Below are 13,496 nucleotides of genomic sequence, written 5' to 3'. Positions count from 1 at the left end.
ATACTCTACTCCGATGAGCTATACTTAAGAATGCTAGATTAGATGGAAAAACAGGTGATAATATGAAACAAACAAACAAGCCTGCAGATCGTTTCGACTGGACACTAGCCTTTATTTTATTGCTATTTTGCATTATAAGCATATTTACAATTGCTTCCGCTCAAACATCCGGGCAGTATTCAATAAACTTCGTGCCATTACAAATCAGATGGTATATCGTAGGCGCATTCATCATTGCTATGGCTATGTATCTGGAACCTGAACAATATAAACAGATGGCATGGTACTTATACGGACTCGGAGTTTTTCTTCTCGTCTTCCTCTTTTTCGCCCCAGGAGGAGATGGACAAATTGCTGAAATGCGACTTGGCGCAAAAAGATGGCTTCATCTTCCGGCTATCGGAACAATTCAACCTTCTGAATTCATAAAAACATTTTTCATCCTAGGCATGGCGCGCATGGTGAGTTCTCATAATGAAAACTTTGTGGAAAGAACAATAAAAACGGATTTTCTTCTCCTTGGAAAGATTATGGTTGTTCTTCTCCTACCGCTCGCATTCATTGTGAAACAGCCTGACCTCGGAACTTCTTTAGTATTCATGGCAATTACGGCCGCCGTCATTGTCGTTGCAGGAATTTCATGGAGAATTCTGTTACCACTTTTCGCAGGAACAGCCGCAATTGGTGGGGGATTATTATGGATGGCCCTCTATGCGCAAGATTTCATGGAAGACACACTCGGTTTTTCCCGCTACCAGTTTAAAAGAGTTTATTCGTGGCTCGATCCATATTCTTACCCTTCTGATGAGGGTTATAACCTACTAACCTCCATGACAGCTATCGGCTCAGGTGGTATTAACGGCAAAGGTTTTCAAAGTCGCGAAGTATACATTCCAGAAAATCATACCGATTTCATATTCAGTGTTATCGGAGAAGAATACGGCTTCATAGGCGCTAGTCTCGTGATTACATTGTTTTTCATCCTTATTTATCATTTGACGCGTGTTGCACTTGAACTAAAAGATCCATTTAGCGTGTATGTCTGTACAGGTATTATCGCCATGATTACGTTCCATGTCTTTGAAAACATAGGCATGACAATCCAGTTACTTCCGATTACCGGAATCCCCCTACCATTCATCAGTTACGGCGGGAGTTCGCTAATGAGTAATATGCTCGCAATCGGTTTAGTCTTCAGTATGAAATTCCATCATCGAACGTATTTGTTCGACTCTGATGATGAAGATTGATTAGCAGAGTTCATTAGACAATAGTAAAAAAAGAAAACATCGCAACTCCTTTCCGTTATACTAAGAAATGTAGAAAGTAATCCTATTTTAGTGAAATCAAGGTGACTATATATGAAAATACCTAATAAACCGGCAGATCGTTTTGACTGGACACTTGCATTTATCCTGCTGTTATTTTTCCTTGTCAGCTTGTTCGCGATCGCTTCGGCTCAGACGACTGGCCAATACACCATAAACTTCGTACCCTCGCAAATTCAATGGTACTTCATCGGATGTGTCATTATCGCGATTACGATGTTTTTAGAACCGGATCAATATAAGAAAGCTGCCTGGATTATTTACGGCGGCGGTGTATTTATTTTAGCCCTGCTAATTATTCTTCCGGATAGCATGGAGCTTGTGGCAAAAAGAAATGGTGCAAAAAGCTGGTTTCACCTCCCTGGGGTAGGAAGCATCCAACCCGCTGAGTTCATGAAGACATTTTTCATCATCGGCATGGCGCGCATGATTACGACGCATCACGAAAAGTTCGTTAAGAAAACATTGAAGACCGACTTTTTTTTACTCGGGAAAATAATTGCTGTTCTATTCTTGCCGTTGCTTTTCATCATGATGCAGACCGATCTTGGAACTGGACTTGTCTTCATAGCGATTACGGCAGCGTTCGTCGTTGTAGCAGGAATTACGTGGCGAATAATTTTGCCAGTATTTGTCGGGACCGCGACGATTGGAGCGACTTTGCTGTGGATGACACTCTATGCACAGGACTTCCTTCAAAACAAACTTGGTTTAAGACCATATATGTTTGAACGTATCTATTCATGGCTCGATCCTTATTCCTATTCTTCGAATGAAGGACGTCACCTTATTACGTCACTCAATGCAATTGGTTCGGGTGAAGTTTTCGGAAAAGGTTATAAAGGCCGCGAAGTGTACGTCGCAGAAAGCCACACCGATTTCATCTTCACAACGATTGGGGAAGATTGGGGATTCATCGGCGCTAGCTTAGTCATTTGCTTGTACTTTTTCCTCATTTATCACTTGACGAAAATTACGCTTGAATTGAAAGATCCATTTAGTACGTATATATGTGCAGGTATTATTGCAATGATTACATTCCATGTCTTTGAAAACATCGGGATGACGATTCAGCTACTCCCGATTACTGGCATCCCACTGCCGTTCATTAGTTATGGCGGTAGTTCACTAATGGGGAATATGCTCGCAATTGGATTAGTATTCAGTATGAAGTACCATCATAGGACGTACATGTTTAGTTCGGATGATGACGAATAAAGAAAAGTGGAAAGCGCCCGCTTAGACGCGACAGGCATAAGTCGATCTAGCGACGTGGGGCCCTTTGCCACATAGCTGGATTGCTTATGACCCGAGCGGCTGGCGCCTGGAGTCTAGACACCAAGACAAAAAAAGCTTCGACGGAAAAATCCGTCGAAGCTTTTTTTGTCGTGATACTATCACTTTCTTTATTGAGATTGAATTTGCGGGGCTTGTGCAAGTGGCGCGAGGGCTTTCAGCATTTCCAGACGGGATTTCGTCATCGTAGCCGAAACACCCAACTTCGCCAAGTTGGAGATGATTGTTTTCAAATCAACTTCTTTAGCCATCTTTTCCACCTCGACCTTTCTATTAGTTCTAGACGAATATGCATCAGTAAAGTTTCGTTCTACAGGTAAATGTCGTTCTATTTTGCTCATACTACAATTATACCACTCCTGTCCACTTTTAAATCTTTCATTATTGTTACAGTTATTAACTTTTTGTAAATGTTTCATACATCAAGGTAGGTAATTTGACAAAAAATCTATTTGCAGATGAATTTTCGGGGTAGCGTTGTTTACTTTGGACAAAACGTTGTTTACTTTCCGCTTAGTGTTATCAACTTCAGACAATACATTGTAAACCTACCACCTCCTCCCCTTTTCCATTGTCTGATTTACATACGAAGGGTAGAATGAATATATTGATTCAGTCGAAAGTGGGTTTGAATATGAAAAAAGCAATCCTTCTACTTATGTCCGTACAATTTTTTGTTTATCTTGGGTTTGGTATTATAATTCCAATTCTTCCTGAAGTTATCTTGCAGCAAGGATTATCTGAAGTACATGTTGGCGGATTACTGACCGTTTATGCACTAGCATCCTTCTTTACCGCACCGCTATGGGGGGCTTTGTCAGACAGAACCGGAAGAAAAAAGCTCATTTTAATAGGACTAATTGGCTTCAGTCTTAGTTTCTTCCTATTTGCTTTGTTCATCGAGAACTTGCCGCTATTGTACGCGTCACGCGTTGTGGGAGGGATATTCTCTGGTGCACTTTACACCGCTGTTACTGGATTCGTTGCAGATATGACGGATGAAGAAAACCGTAATAAATATATGGGACTGCTTGGTATGTCAATTGGACTTGGTTTTATTTTCGGACCAGCAATCGGGGGCGTACTTGGTAATGTCAGTCTTCAATTACCATTCATTGCTTCAGGTACCTTGACAGTGCTCCTTATGATTTATGCAGGAATTATATTGAAGGAACCGGAACGACGTGGAGAGGCGAATAAACGTGCTCTCCTACCAAAAGGTGGAGCTATGCTTTGGCAATATCGTATCCGTTATCTATTTCTATTCTCGTTCATGGTGACATTCCTTCTCGCCGGGCTTGAATCTACGTTCCAGCTGTTCCAAATCTCAAAAATTGAAATCACACCACTTCAGCTTGGTTACTTGTTTATGGCTAGTGGTTTCGTCGACGCGGCAATTCAAGGCGGCGTCGTTCGCCGTGTGAAAAACGGAACGGAAACGAAATGGATTATTGGGGCGCAGATCGTTACCGCACTTGGCCTGTTCCTTATTCCTTTTACATCAAGCCTTTTCTGGGCCGGTTTTGCGCTGAGTGTCTTCACTGCGGGGAACGCACTTGCCCGTACGGTACTCGTTTCATTAACAACAAAAGAGTCTGGCGGAAAATACGGAACGGCTGCTGGGATGACATATTCCATGGATAACATGGGACGCATCATCGGTCCGCTGTTATTCACATGGATTTTCACGCAAGAAGCCGGCAATATGTACTTCATTTCCACAGTTCTTGCAATTCTATCTATCGGGCTAATCTTCGCCTTTAGGAAGTCTGCTAAATCGTTGCGGAATTTGGAAGCAACGCTGAATAACTAATTCGAATAGTAAAGACCACCTTTCTAAAATTGAAGACAGGTGGTCTTTGCTATTTCACATTAAAAATGTTGCTAATAATTATTCTGAAATAACCTCTGATTCCTTCACATTTGAATTTCCGAGTTCCGGATGAGCTTTAATCATGACTGATGGCCGTGCCAACACGAGAATAACCCCAATTAGTATTAGACTCGAAACAATGAGAATCCATTGTGCCGGGAATATATCATATAAGAACCCGTAGATAACTACTCCAAGGGGCATAAGTGCCATCGACATTGTTTCCAGGATTGAAAATACGCGCCCTTTATAATCATCGTCAATCATTTTCTGCATCATTACTTGCATGGGCGTATTTACTATAATTATTGTTGCTCCAAAGCTAAACATGACGAATGCATAAAACCCAAACATAAAATTATAGTGCATAGGTATTAAAAGAGGAATTGCTACGCTTCCCATAATGGCACCCATTCCGAGAATGCCTCGTTTTGAGACAAGCAACGGATACTTCACTTCTTTACGCATCGTCAGATAGATTGACAATAGTAGCATCCCCACCGCAAATGCACCTTCCGTCAATCCAAAATGTGTCGATACCATCTTCATCTTTTCAATAAGAATGAAGGAATAACCGACTTGGAATGCACCAAATAGAAAGTTGATGAATAAAGCAATCCAAATCAATGTCATCAGAATTGGTTGTAATTTTAAATAGGCTAATCCAGCCTTCATACTTTGCATCATCGATTCCTTCGGTTCCCCATCGACTATTTCTTTACGTTTCGCAAATAACTTGAAATTCATCGTTGATTCTAGAAATACCCCAATAATCGAAGCAGTCATATACATTATGAGAAATACCGGCATCGGGACTGTTCCATACAATAAACCACCTACCGCCGGGCTTCCGATTGCCGCAAATGAAATGGACATTTGGTTCAGAGACATCGCTTTTTGAATTCGTCCTTCATCAATAAGTCCAGTAATAGAAGAGCTGAATGTTACGCCCGAAAATGTTGATGTGATCGATAAAACAACAGTTGTAGTGTAGATTGCAATTAAAGACAATCCAGAAGTCAGACTTACAATCAAGAGCCCCCCGATTGCAAGAGTTGAAGCAACTTGAGCGGTAATAATGATTGTCTTTCTTGAATACCGATCAGCCGCGTAGCCTGCAAAAGGCGCAACGAGTGTCCGTGGTAAAAGGTTGCAAATAAGGTTCGTCGCAAAACTTGTTGCGGATCCAGTTAGTTGTAAAATGTAAAAACTAATAGCGAATGCATATACCTGTGCCCCGAACGAAGAAATGAGCTTACTGATTGTGAACGTCCACAGATGATAAGTAGCTTTTTTAAGCTTTAAAACCTCTTGCATACAAACACTCCTGTCTGAATTGTTTAATTTCATTAAACGAATAATAACATGATAAACACTTCCATTACAAGTTAAAGTTTAATATAATTAAACTACGTAATTAAAACAGTGGAGGTGTGACCTATCGAAACGTTAGGTGAGCGAATACGCAAATTACGAAAACAACGGAAATTGACGTTGGAGGCTTTAGCGGGTGATGAGCTAACAAAAGGCATGCTCAGTCTCATCGAGAATAACAAGGCGAATCCTTCGATGGAAAGCCTGTCTTATATAGCAGAAAGACTCGGTGTAGAAGTGGTGGAGTTATTGGAAGAAGTAAGCACATATGAACTAAGAGCACTGCTTGAGAAAGCGGAGATTCTATATAATACCGAATTTGATGTACGGACTGATGAATACACTCAGCTCATCACGCTAGTTGAGCCCTATGTCCCAAAATTGACACAAGGTTATGAATCAGCGCGCCTATTGGAAATATATAGTCGCTGTATTTATTATGAAAAAAAGAGTGGATGGCAAGTATTTTCCGATCGAGCTGCAACAATGTATGATCTGATGAACATTATTCCGAGGCGCGCAAGCATAGGAATATTCCGGGCATTTGTCAAATTTACCGAGCATAACTATGCACAATCACTAAGTACTTTGCTCCACGAACGTTCCGAAATCGAAGCTCGAAATGCATTTATCGATCCGATGACACGGCTTGACCTCGATTATATGGAAGCTGTTCTCCTTTTTGCAGTAGGAGATTCCGAATCTGCCATACGAGTCATGAAAAGCGGTATTGAATTCTCAAAGCAGGAGCGGGTGTTTTATCGTATCGACCACTTATATAGGCTAGCAACCGCTCATGCAATAATGGAGGAAGATGAAGACCAATACGCTTATTATTTAAAGAAATTAACCCAATACGGGGATTTCACGGAAGATAAAGAAGCAATATTTTTCACGAAGTTTGCAGAAGTCCATTATTTAAATTCTTTCAAAAAGTCCTACAAGGAAGCGCAAGAACAATGGGATCAGTTCTTAGATAAAGGTAAGTATTCTAATGACTACAGTCCCTTTATTAATCTAGAAAAAGGAAAATCCTTTTTCGGATTAAATGAATTTGAACATGCACTCGTGGCCCTCGAAAAAGTGAAGATTGCAGACTATACCCATCATCCATTCGACTTGTCGATTTTTTATGAAAAGGATGCATATAAAGCACTTTGCTACATGGAATTAGGCAATCTTATTGAAGCGAGACGCCTTGCAGGACTTGCCATGCAGAACATTTCAATGATGCCCCGTACGCCTTATAAAGATTTCATTTTGGAGACATATGAATTGTTAACAAAATAAAAATACCGCAGAAGACAATCGCGTCTTCTGCGGTATTTTTTGTTTTATGATTGGTCTGAAGTGATATATGATCGGTCGAGAAAATTTATGCTCGATTGCGAGATTATATGATCGGTCAAACACATTTATGATCGATTGCAGCGTTATACGATCGGTCAAGCAAATTTATGCTCGATTGCACGATTATATGATCGGTCAAGCAAATTTATGCTCGATTGCACGATTATACGATCGGTCAAGCAAATTTATGCCCGATTGCACGATTATATGATCGGTCAAACAAATTTATGCTCGATTGCAGCGTTATACGATCGGTCAAGCAAATTTATGCCCGATTGCACGATTATATGATCGGTCAAACAAATTTATGCTCGATTGCGATATTATATGATCGGTCAAGCAAGTTTATGCTCGATTGCAAAGTTATATGATCGGTCAAGCAAATTTATGCTCGATTGCAGCGTTATACGATCGGTCAAGCAAATTTATGCCCGATTGCACGATTATACTTCAGCCGTCTGCTTATCAAGCGGAGCGTTGTACATGTCTTTATCCAATTCACCCGTTACACGTGCAGTCGTAACACCCGCCGTCATGGATCCGCTGACATTTAATGCTGTACGGCCCATGTCGATGAGCGGTTCTACTGAAATCAGCAGTCCTGCTAATACAATCGGCAAGTCCAGTGCTGATAGAACAAGAATCGCAGCGAATGTTGCTCCGCCACCAACTCCAGCAACTCCGAATGAGCTGATTGCCACGATAGCGATCAATGTAACAAGGAATGTCGGTTCAAGCGGGTTCTGTCCTACTGAAGGCGCAATCATCACTGCAAGCATCGCAGGGTAGATTCCAGCACAACCATTTTGACCGATTGACAGGCCGAATGATCCGGCAAAGTTGGCAATACCATCAGGTACGCCGAGACGATTCGTCTGTGTATCAATGTTTAGTGGAAGCGCCCCTGCACTCGATCTTGAGGAGAAGGCAAATATCAATACTTCCCCTGCTTTTTTCACGTAAGTGATTGGGTTTAATCCCGATAGCGTAATAATGATTAAGTGAATGCCGAACATGATTAAAATCGCTACATACGAAGCAAGTACAAACTTGCCTAGACTATAGATAGCTGCAAAGTCAGACGTCGCTACGGTGGTTGCAATAATCGCTAAAATACCGTATGGAGTCAAGCGCAAGACAATCTTTACAACACCCATGATCAGAGAATAGATTGCATCGATTCCCTTTTTCACTGTAGCTGCATTTTTTTCATCTCTTCTTGTAAGTGTCAAATACGCAAATCCAAGGAATGCCGCAAAGATGACAACCCCAATTGTTGAAGTTGGTCGTGCACCTGTGAAGTCAAGAAACGGATTCGCAGGCAATAAGTCTATTAACTGATCAGGCAACGGACGGTCCGCGACTCCTTCCGATCGTTCTTCAATAGAAACACCGCGAGCAAGCTCAGCTTCCCCCTGCACTATTTCCTTCGCATCAAGGCCGAAAAGAAGTGTAACAGAAATCCCGATAACCGCGGCGATTGCAGTTGTTCCAATAAGAAGTCCTAATATCAATCCCGCCATCTTACCAAAATTCTTGCCGATTGTTATTTTCGTGAATGCCCCAAGAATTGAAATGAAAACGAGTGGCATAACAATCATCTGAAGTAATTTAACATAACCTGTTCCTATCAAGTTAAACCACGGCATAGACTCCTGCAATACTGTTGAATCTGTACCGTATGCGAAGTGTAAAATAAGTCCGTATGCGATTCCGAGACCCAGCCCGGTGAAAACACGTTTTGAAAACGAAACCTTTTTGCGATGCATACTATATAGTATACCGACGAGCAAGAGCAACCCGGCAATGTTTAAAATAAGTAATAATGTATTCACTTTTCTTCCTCCTAAGTTTTAGATAGCGTGTAGCATAAAGCACACTTTAAACCATTAATGTCTATCAGTCAAGTAGGTTTTATCTTAACTTCCACTGTTACTTCTTTTTTCTAAGTCTTCCGTTATACTAGTAAGATAAGCATTATATGTAAAGGAGGCCGCTTATGACTCAACTAATCAGCATCTCGGTTACGGCAGTTTTTATTTTGAATATATTTCTTGCGATTGCCCTTATTTTTCTAGAAAGAAGAGACCCAACCTCAACTTGGGCATGGCTCCTCGTCATATTTTTCATTCCTTTTTTCGGTTTCTTTATTTACCTTTTACTCGGCAGGCAACTGAGGGAAAAACACCTTTTCCGGTGGGAAGGACGGAGTAAAATTGGTATCGATCAATTGATTGATTATCAAATTGAAGCAATAGAAGAAGATACCCTCGAATTTAGGCTAGATGATACAGCTCACTACAAGGATATGATTTACCTTCATCTTAGAAATAACCACGCTGTCTTGACGCAAGACAATGACGTTCAGGTTTTCAACGATGGCGCAGCTAAATTTGATGCACTTATCCATGACCTCGAGCAAGCAAAGGATCATATTCATTTTCAAACTTACATTTTCAAATTGGATACCCTGGGGACTAGGATACTAAACGTTTTAATACGAAAAGCGAAGCAAGGCGTAAAAGTGCGTGTACTCTTCGATGATATCGGTTCACGAGGGCTTCGCAAGAGACACTTGAAGGAACTGATTGATAACGGAGGAGATGTTGAAGCGTTTTTCCCAGCTACTATGCCGCTTATCAATCCTCGAATGAATTTCAGGAACCATCGTAAAATCGTTGTTATCGACGGGCGAATTGGTTATGTTGGCGGATTCAACGTAGGCGATGAGTACTTGGGGCTGAACAAGAAGTTTGGCTATTGGCGCGATACACATCTGCGGATTGAAGGAAGTGCGGTACACCCGCTTCAGACGAGGTTTATATTGGACTGGAACCAAGCATCTGAAAAAAATGATATCGAATATGCAGAGCACTTCTTCCCTGCTATCCCTCGTAAAGGTTCCGTCGGGATGCAGATTGTGTCGAGTGGACCCGACTCAGAATGGGAACAGATTAAAGACGGTTATTTGAAAATGATTTTCATAGCGAAGAAATATATTTATATTCAAACGCCTTATTTCATCCCAGATATCAGCTTCTTGGACGCGCTACGCATTGCATGTCTCTCTGGAATCGATGTGCGGATAATGATTCCGAACAAGCCTGACCATATGTTTGTATACTGGGCAACCTATTCAAATGTTGGTAAATTATTAAAAGCAGGAGCCAAAGTTTATATTTATGAAAACGGCTTCCTGCATACCAAGCAAATTGTCGTTGATGATGAGCTTTCGACTGTCGGAACTGCCAATATCGATGTCCGTAGCTTCAAATTGAATTTCGAAGTCAACGCCTTCATTTATGATCGTGAAAAATCACATGAATTAGCTGAGCTTTTCGAACAGGATATGCAATTATCGACTGAATTAACCTATGAAATGTATTTGGAACGTTCTCGTCTCATTAAATTAAAAGAATCAGTTTCAAGACTACTTTCACCAATCTTATGATATAAGAAAGGCGTAATACGCCCGCTAGACGCGACAGGCATAAGTCGAGCGGCTGGCGCCTGAAGCTAGACACTAAGAAAAGCGCAAGGTGTCTGGAGTCTAAACACCGACCTAAATACTTTCTTTTCATAGAACAAAAGGGACGCACCGCTAAAATGGTACGTCCCTTTTGTTCTATGAAAATATGAGTCACTAATCTGTTTATTGGACTCCTAGATATTCTTCCAATGTGATATTGCGTTTGAAAATTTCGTCCGCAATTTCAAGACCAACATAACGGAAATGCCAAGATTCATGCATATATCCTGTAATCTGTTCTTTCCCCACTGGATAGCGCATAACGAAGCCGAATCGGTGAGCGTTTGCTGCCACCCATTTTCCTGCTTCTGTTTCCCCAAATGATGATGAAGCAAAGTGCTGTTCGAAATTCACTTCACCAATATCGAATGCCAGCCCTGTTTGATGTTCAGAATAACCCGGGCGTGCACTGTAGGTATCGGCCGCTTTCTCACCATCACGAGCAACATATCTCTCGTAAAGTGTCGTCTGGTATTCAAATGAGCGATAGGTGCTGAATGCATTGAGATTAAAACCTGTAAGTTTCGCTTCTGCCGCCATTCTTTCAAATGCCCCACGCGCTTTTTTGTCTTCTCCAGGTGCGTATGTTGCCGGAAGCGGATACTTTTTATTGGCGAGTAAAATCCCTTTTACAAACTTCGGTTCTTTAGGAAGCGTCTGACCTTCGATATATCCTCCGTTGTCAATCGCTGGATTCGGCTTTACTTCAGTACCAGATCCTGCACCGTTGTTTTTTGTTGGTTTGGATGGAGATTCAGGCGTAACCTCCTGCACTTTCCCCGGTTCGTCCTCTTCTTTCGTTTCTTCAGCATCTGGTTGCTCTACAAGGTCAGGGAGTTCGGTTGGTTCTGTTTCGTGGGCTGCGTCCTCATCCCCATTTGCAACAGACATACCAATGACTTCCTGCCCTTTTTTAATACTTTTTTCTACATCCCAGTCATTCATTCCAAGTCCAATTAGGAGTCCTGTCATAATGAAGCCGGAAATAATTAAAGTGATTGTTAAAGCTTTACCCTTTTTTTTCTTATTGGTATAGTTGTTTTTTCGTTTCATCAATAAGCCTACCTTCTCAATATATATGTATAGTCTACCATCATTTTTCTTTGTGGTCTGCGTATGCTATCATTTAATTTCACGATTATTGAATAGTTTGCAAGGGAGCGATAGGATGAAGAACCAAAGATGGCTTTCGATGAGTTTTTTCGCTTTTTTCTTTACTTGGGGCGTATTTCTTCCCTATTGGACTGGCTGGCTAACAATTGAAAAAGGTTTATCCGTAACAGCAGCAAGTTTTATTATGGGTGCTGGAATGATTGCACGATCGTTATCCACATTCCTTATCTTCCCGTATCTGACTCGAAAAATATCCATGATCCGTGTGATGAAATGGATTTCACTTACAGCACTTATTTTAACGCTCCTCTATTTACCAGACTCACCTTTCATCGTACTTCTTATTATTACCGTCCTATTCAGTGCAATCTATCCGATGATATTGCCTGCCGTCGAAAGCGGCGCGTCTATTTTAATGCAGATAGAAGGAATTCATTACGGAAAGAGCAGATCGTTCGGATCAATTGGCTACACTGTTGCTTTGTTGTTAATCGGAGCAGCTACAGCTATTTGGACTGAGCAAGCAATCCTTTACATAATGATTGTTGGGTTAACTATCTTAACATTATTTTTCATGCGACCAGCACCAGAAGCTTTGCGATTAAATCCAGTTCATGACGACACCACTAAACAAGCCATCAATTTCAAATCGCTCTTGACGTCCAAAGAATTTGCAATCGTCTTGCTACTCGCCATCCTTTTACAAGGGGCGCATGCGTCCTATTATAACTTCGGATTCATCTTCCTAGATAATCTTGGTGTTAATGGTCTTTATATCGGGATTATCTTGAATATAGCAGTGTTATTTGAAATATTGTTTTTTACACGTGCTGATCGATTGCTTGCAAACCTTAAAGTCTCCACGATGTTTCTCATAGCAGGGATCGGATCCACGGTAAGATGGGTACTAATTGCTTTATTTCCATACATATCTGTTTTCATCGGTACTCAAATACTCCATGCCTTGTCGTTTGGTGTAGCCCATTTTGCGTTCATAAAATTCATTTCTCAAAAACTGCCCCATGATCAACTTGCTACAGCACAAGGAATGTATGCAGCATTCGCGATGAGCCTGAGCACCGCAATCCTGACATTTTTAGGTGGTTACTTATATGACGTTTCACCACGGCTCGCATTTCTCGGTATGATTATTTGTTCTATTCCGGCTATCATCATCGTGCTGATGACTAGAAAGAAATATACCTATTAATAGAATAGACGCTTACCGGAAATTTCAGTTCCCGGTAAGCGTCTTTTCTTTACCTATATGTGTTGAAATAAAGAATCCTACCAACAACGCTAGGGGACGCCTTCGCTGGAGATTATATAGAATCACTCATTCAACATATATAGTTAATCATATGTTCAACTTACCTAACAATATTAAATATGAGCAACACTACAAAAGCGCCTCCGAAAAAAATAGACATCCATAACATCCATTTCGACTCGCGTACCATACCCTGCTCACGAAATGATTTCGCCCGAGCCCCATTTGTCAATGAAAACAGAGCCACCATCGACAAAACAGCGTTGTTCAAGTCGAGCTTGATGATGAAATAGACCGAAGCTAATGCGGCTGCTACAATCCCGATTCCAAATAACCATTTAGTCTGCACATCGATATCCTCCT

Annotated in this window: 11 protein-coding genes; 6 read left to right on the top strand and 5 right to left on the bottom strand. The window is 41.2% G+C overall.

The genetic code is table 11. The features are described 5' to 3' along the window. The first annotated feature begins 62 nt into the window (after nucleotides 1-62). On the top strand, nucleotides 63-1,250 hold the full coding sequence (locus ACP8HG_RS19415) for an FtsW/RodA/SpoVE family cell cycle protein (protein WP_438297684.1): 1,188 nt from the start codon (nucleotides 63-65) through the stop codon (nucleotides 1,248-1,250). A 111-nt stretch (nucleotides 1,251-1,361) separates the two neighbouring features. Further along, the gene (locus tag ACP8HG_RS19410) at nucleotides 1,362-2,546 is read left to right on the top strand and encodes an FtsW/RodA/SpoVE family cell cycle protein (RefSeq protein WP_067205272.1); all 1,185 of its coding nucleotides are present in this window, start codon (nucleotides 1,362-1,364) and stop codon (nucleotides 2,544-2,546) included. A gap of 188 nt (nucleotides 2,547-2,734) precedes the next feature. Here ACP8HG_RS19410 and ACP8HG_RS19405 read toward each other — a convergent pair whose 3' ends face one another. Then, nucleotides 2,735-2,875 (bottom strand): Lmo0850 family protein, encoded by a 141-nt coding sequence (locus tag ACP8HG_RS19405; protein ID WP_186672238.1) that lies wholly within the window; start codon nucleotides 2,873-2,875, stop codon nucleotides 2,735-2,737. Nucleotides 2,876-3,258: 383 nt separating this feature from the next. Between ACP8HG_RS19405 and ACP8HG_RS19400 the strand changes: the two genes are divergently transcribed. Continuing rightward, nucleotides 3,259-4,437 (top strand): MFS transporter, encoded by a 1,179-nt coding sequence (locus tag ACP8HG_RS19400; protein ID WP_342539609.1) that lies wholly within the window; start codon nucleotides 3,259-3,261, stop codon nucleotides 4,435-4,437. A 78-nt stretch (nucleotides 4,438-4,515) separates the two neighbouring features. On the opposite strand, the gene ACP8HG_RS19395 is transcribed toward ACP8HG_RS19400, so the two are convergent. Then, complete coding sequence (locus ACP8HG_RS19395) at nucleotides 4,516-5,814, bottom strand: MFS transporter (RefSeq protein WP_438297681.1); 1,299 nt, start codon at nucleotides 5,812-5,814, stop codon at nucleotides 4,516-4,518. A 123-nt stretch (nucleotides 5,815-5,937) separates the two neighbouring features. Here ACP8HG_RS19395 and ACP8HG_RS19390 point away from each other — a divergent pair, with 123 nt between their 5' ends. Further along, nucleotides 5,938-7,161 (top strand): helix-turn-helix domain-containing protein, encoded by a 1,224-nt coding sequence (locus ACP8HG_RS19390; RefSeq protein WP_438298680.1) that lies wholly within the window; start codon nucleotides 5,938-5,940, stop codon nucleotides 7,159-7,161. 503 nt (nucleotides 7,162-7,664) lie between these two features. On the opposite strand, the gene ACP8HG_RS19385 is transcribed toward ACP8HG_RS19390, so the two are convergent. Next, nucleotides 7,665-8,990, bottom strand: a complete 1,326-nt coding sequence (locus ACP8HG_RS19385) for an L-cystine transporter (protein WP_082786789.1) — start codon at nucleotides 8,988-8,990, stop codon at nucleotides 7,665-7,667. A gap of 230 nt (nucleotides 8,991-9,220) precedes the next feature. Here ACP8HG_RS19385 and cls point away from each other — a divergent pair, with 230 nt between their 5' ends. Continuing rightward, on the top strand, nucleotides 9,221-10,672 hold the full coding sequence (gene cls, locus ACP8HG_RS19380; protein ID WP_067205257.1) for a cardiolipin synthase: 1,452 nt from the start codon (nucleotides 9,221-9,223) through the stop codon (nucleotides 10,670-10,672). Between the two features lie 201 nt (nucleotides 10,673-10,873). Here the strand turns inward: cls and ACP8HG_RS19375 are convergent, their stop codons facing one another. Continuing rightward, nucleotides 10,874-11,803: a M15 family metallopeptidase gene (locus ACP8HG_RS19375; RefSeq protein WP_342539734.1), complete on the bottom strand. Its 930-nt coding sequence runs from the start codon at nucleotides 11,801-11,803 to the stop codon at nucleotides 10,874-10,876. Between the two features lie 115 nt (nucleotides 11,804-11,918). On the opposite strand from ACP8HG_RS19375, the gene ACP8HG_RS19370 reads away from it, so the two are divergent. Then, nucleotides 11,919-13,073, top strand: a complete 1,155-nt coding sequence (locus tag ACP8HG_RS19370) for an MFS transporter (protein ID WP_187046546.1) — start codon at nucleotides 11,919-11,921, stop codon at nucleotides 13,071-13,073. Between the two features lie 160 nt (nucleotides 13,074-13,233). Here ACP8HG_RS19370 and ACP8HG_RS19365 read toward each other — a convergent pair whose 3' ends face one another. Further along, the gene (locus ACP8HG_RS19365; RefSeq protein WP_067205252.1) at nucleotides 13,234-13,482 is read right to left on the bottom strand and encodes a hypothetical protein; all 249 of its coding nucleotides are present in this window, start codon (nucleotides 13,480-13,482) and stop codon (nucleotides 13,234-13,236) included. Between the last annotated feature and the right edge of the window lie 14 nt (nucleotides 13,483-13,496).

The organism is Sporosarcina sp. FA15 (assembly GCF_051550195.1).
In the GTDB taxonomy this organism is placed as follows: Bacteria; Bacillota; Bacilli; order Bacillales_A; family Planococcaceae; genus Sporosarcina; species Sporosarcina psychrophila.
Note: the sequence above shows the minus strand (reverse complement) of the source record. Positions and strands in the feature narration are given on the sequence as shown.

What these genes read in the sequence shown, in the direction of transcription:
- ACP8HG_RS19415 (WP_438297684.1), top strand. Translation starts at nt 63, where the DNA reads ATGAAACAAACAAACAAGCCTGCAGATCGTTTCGACTGGACACTAGCC.
- ACP8HG_RS19410 (WP_067205272.1), top strand. Translation starts at nt 1,362, where the DNA reads ATGAAAATACCTAATAAACCGGCAGATCGTTTTGACTGGACACTTGCA.
- ACP8HG_RS19405 (WP_186672238.1), bottom strand. Translation starts at nt 2,875, where the DNA reads ATGGCTAAAGAAGTTGATTTGAAAACAATCATCTCCAACTTGGCGAAG.
- ACP8HG_RS19400 (WP_342539609.1), top strand. Translation starts at nt 3,259, where the DNA reads ATGAAAAAAGCAATCCTTCTACTTATGTCCGTACAATTTTTTGTTTAT.
- ACP8HG_RS19395 (WP_438297681.1), bottom strand. Translation starts at nt 5,814, where the DNA reads ATGCAAGAGGTTTTAAAGCTTAAAAAAGCTACTTATCATCTGTGGACG.
- ACP8HG_RS19385 (WP_082786789.1), bottom strand. Translation starts at nt 8,990, where the DNA reads ATGCATCGCAAAAAGGTTTCGTTTTCAAAACGTGTTTTCACCGGGCTG.
- cls (WP_067205257.1), top strand. Translation starts at nt 9,221, where the DNA reads ATGACTCAACTAATCAGCATCTCGGTTACGGCAGTTTTTATTTTGAAT.
- ACP8HG_RS19375 (WP_342539734.1), bottom strand. Translation starts at nt 11,803, where the DNA reads ATGAAACGAAAAAACAACTATACCAATAAGAAAAAAAAGGGTAAAGCT.
- ACP8HG_RS19370 (WP_187046546.1), top strand. Translation starts at nt 11,919, where the DNA reads ATGAAGAACCAAAGATGGCTTTCGATGAGTTTTTTCGCTTTTTTCTTT.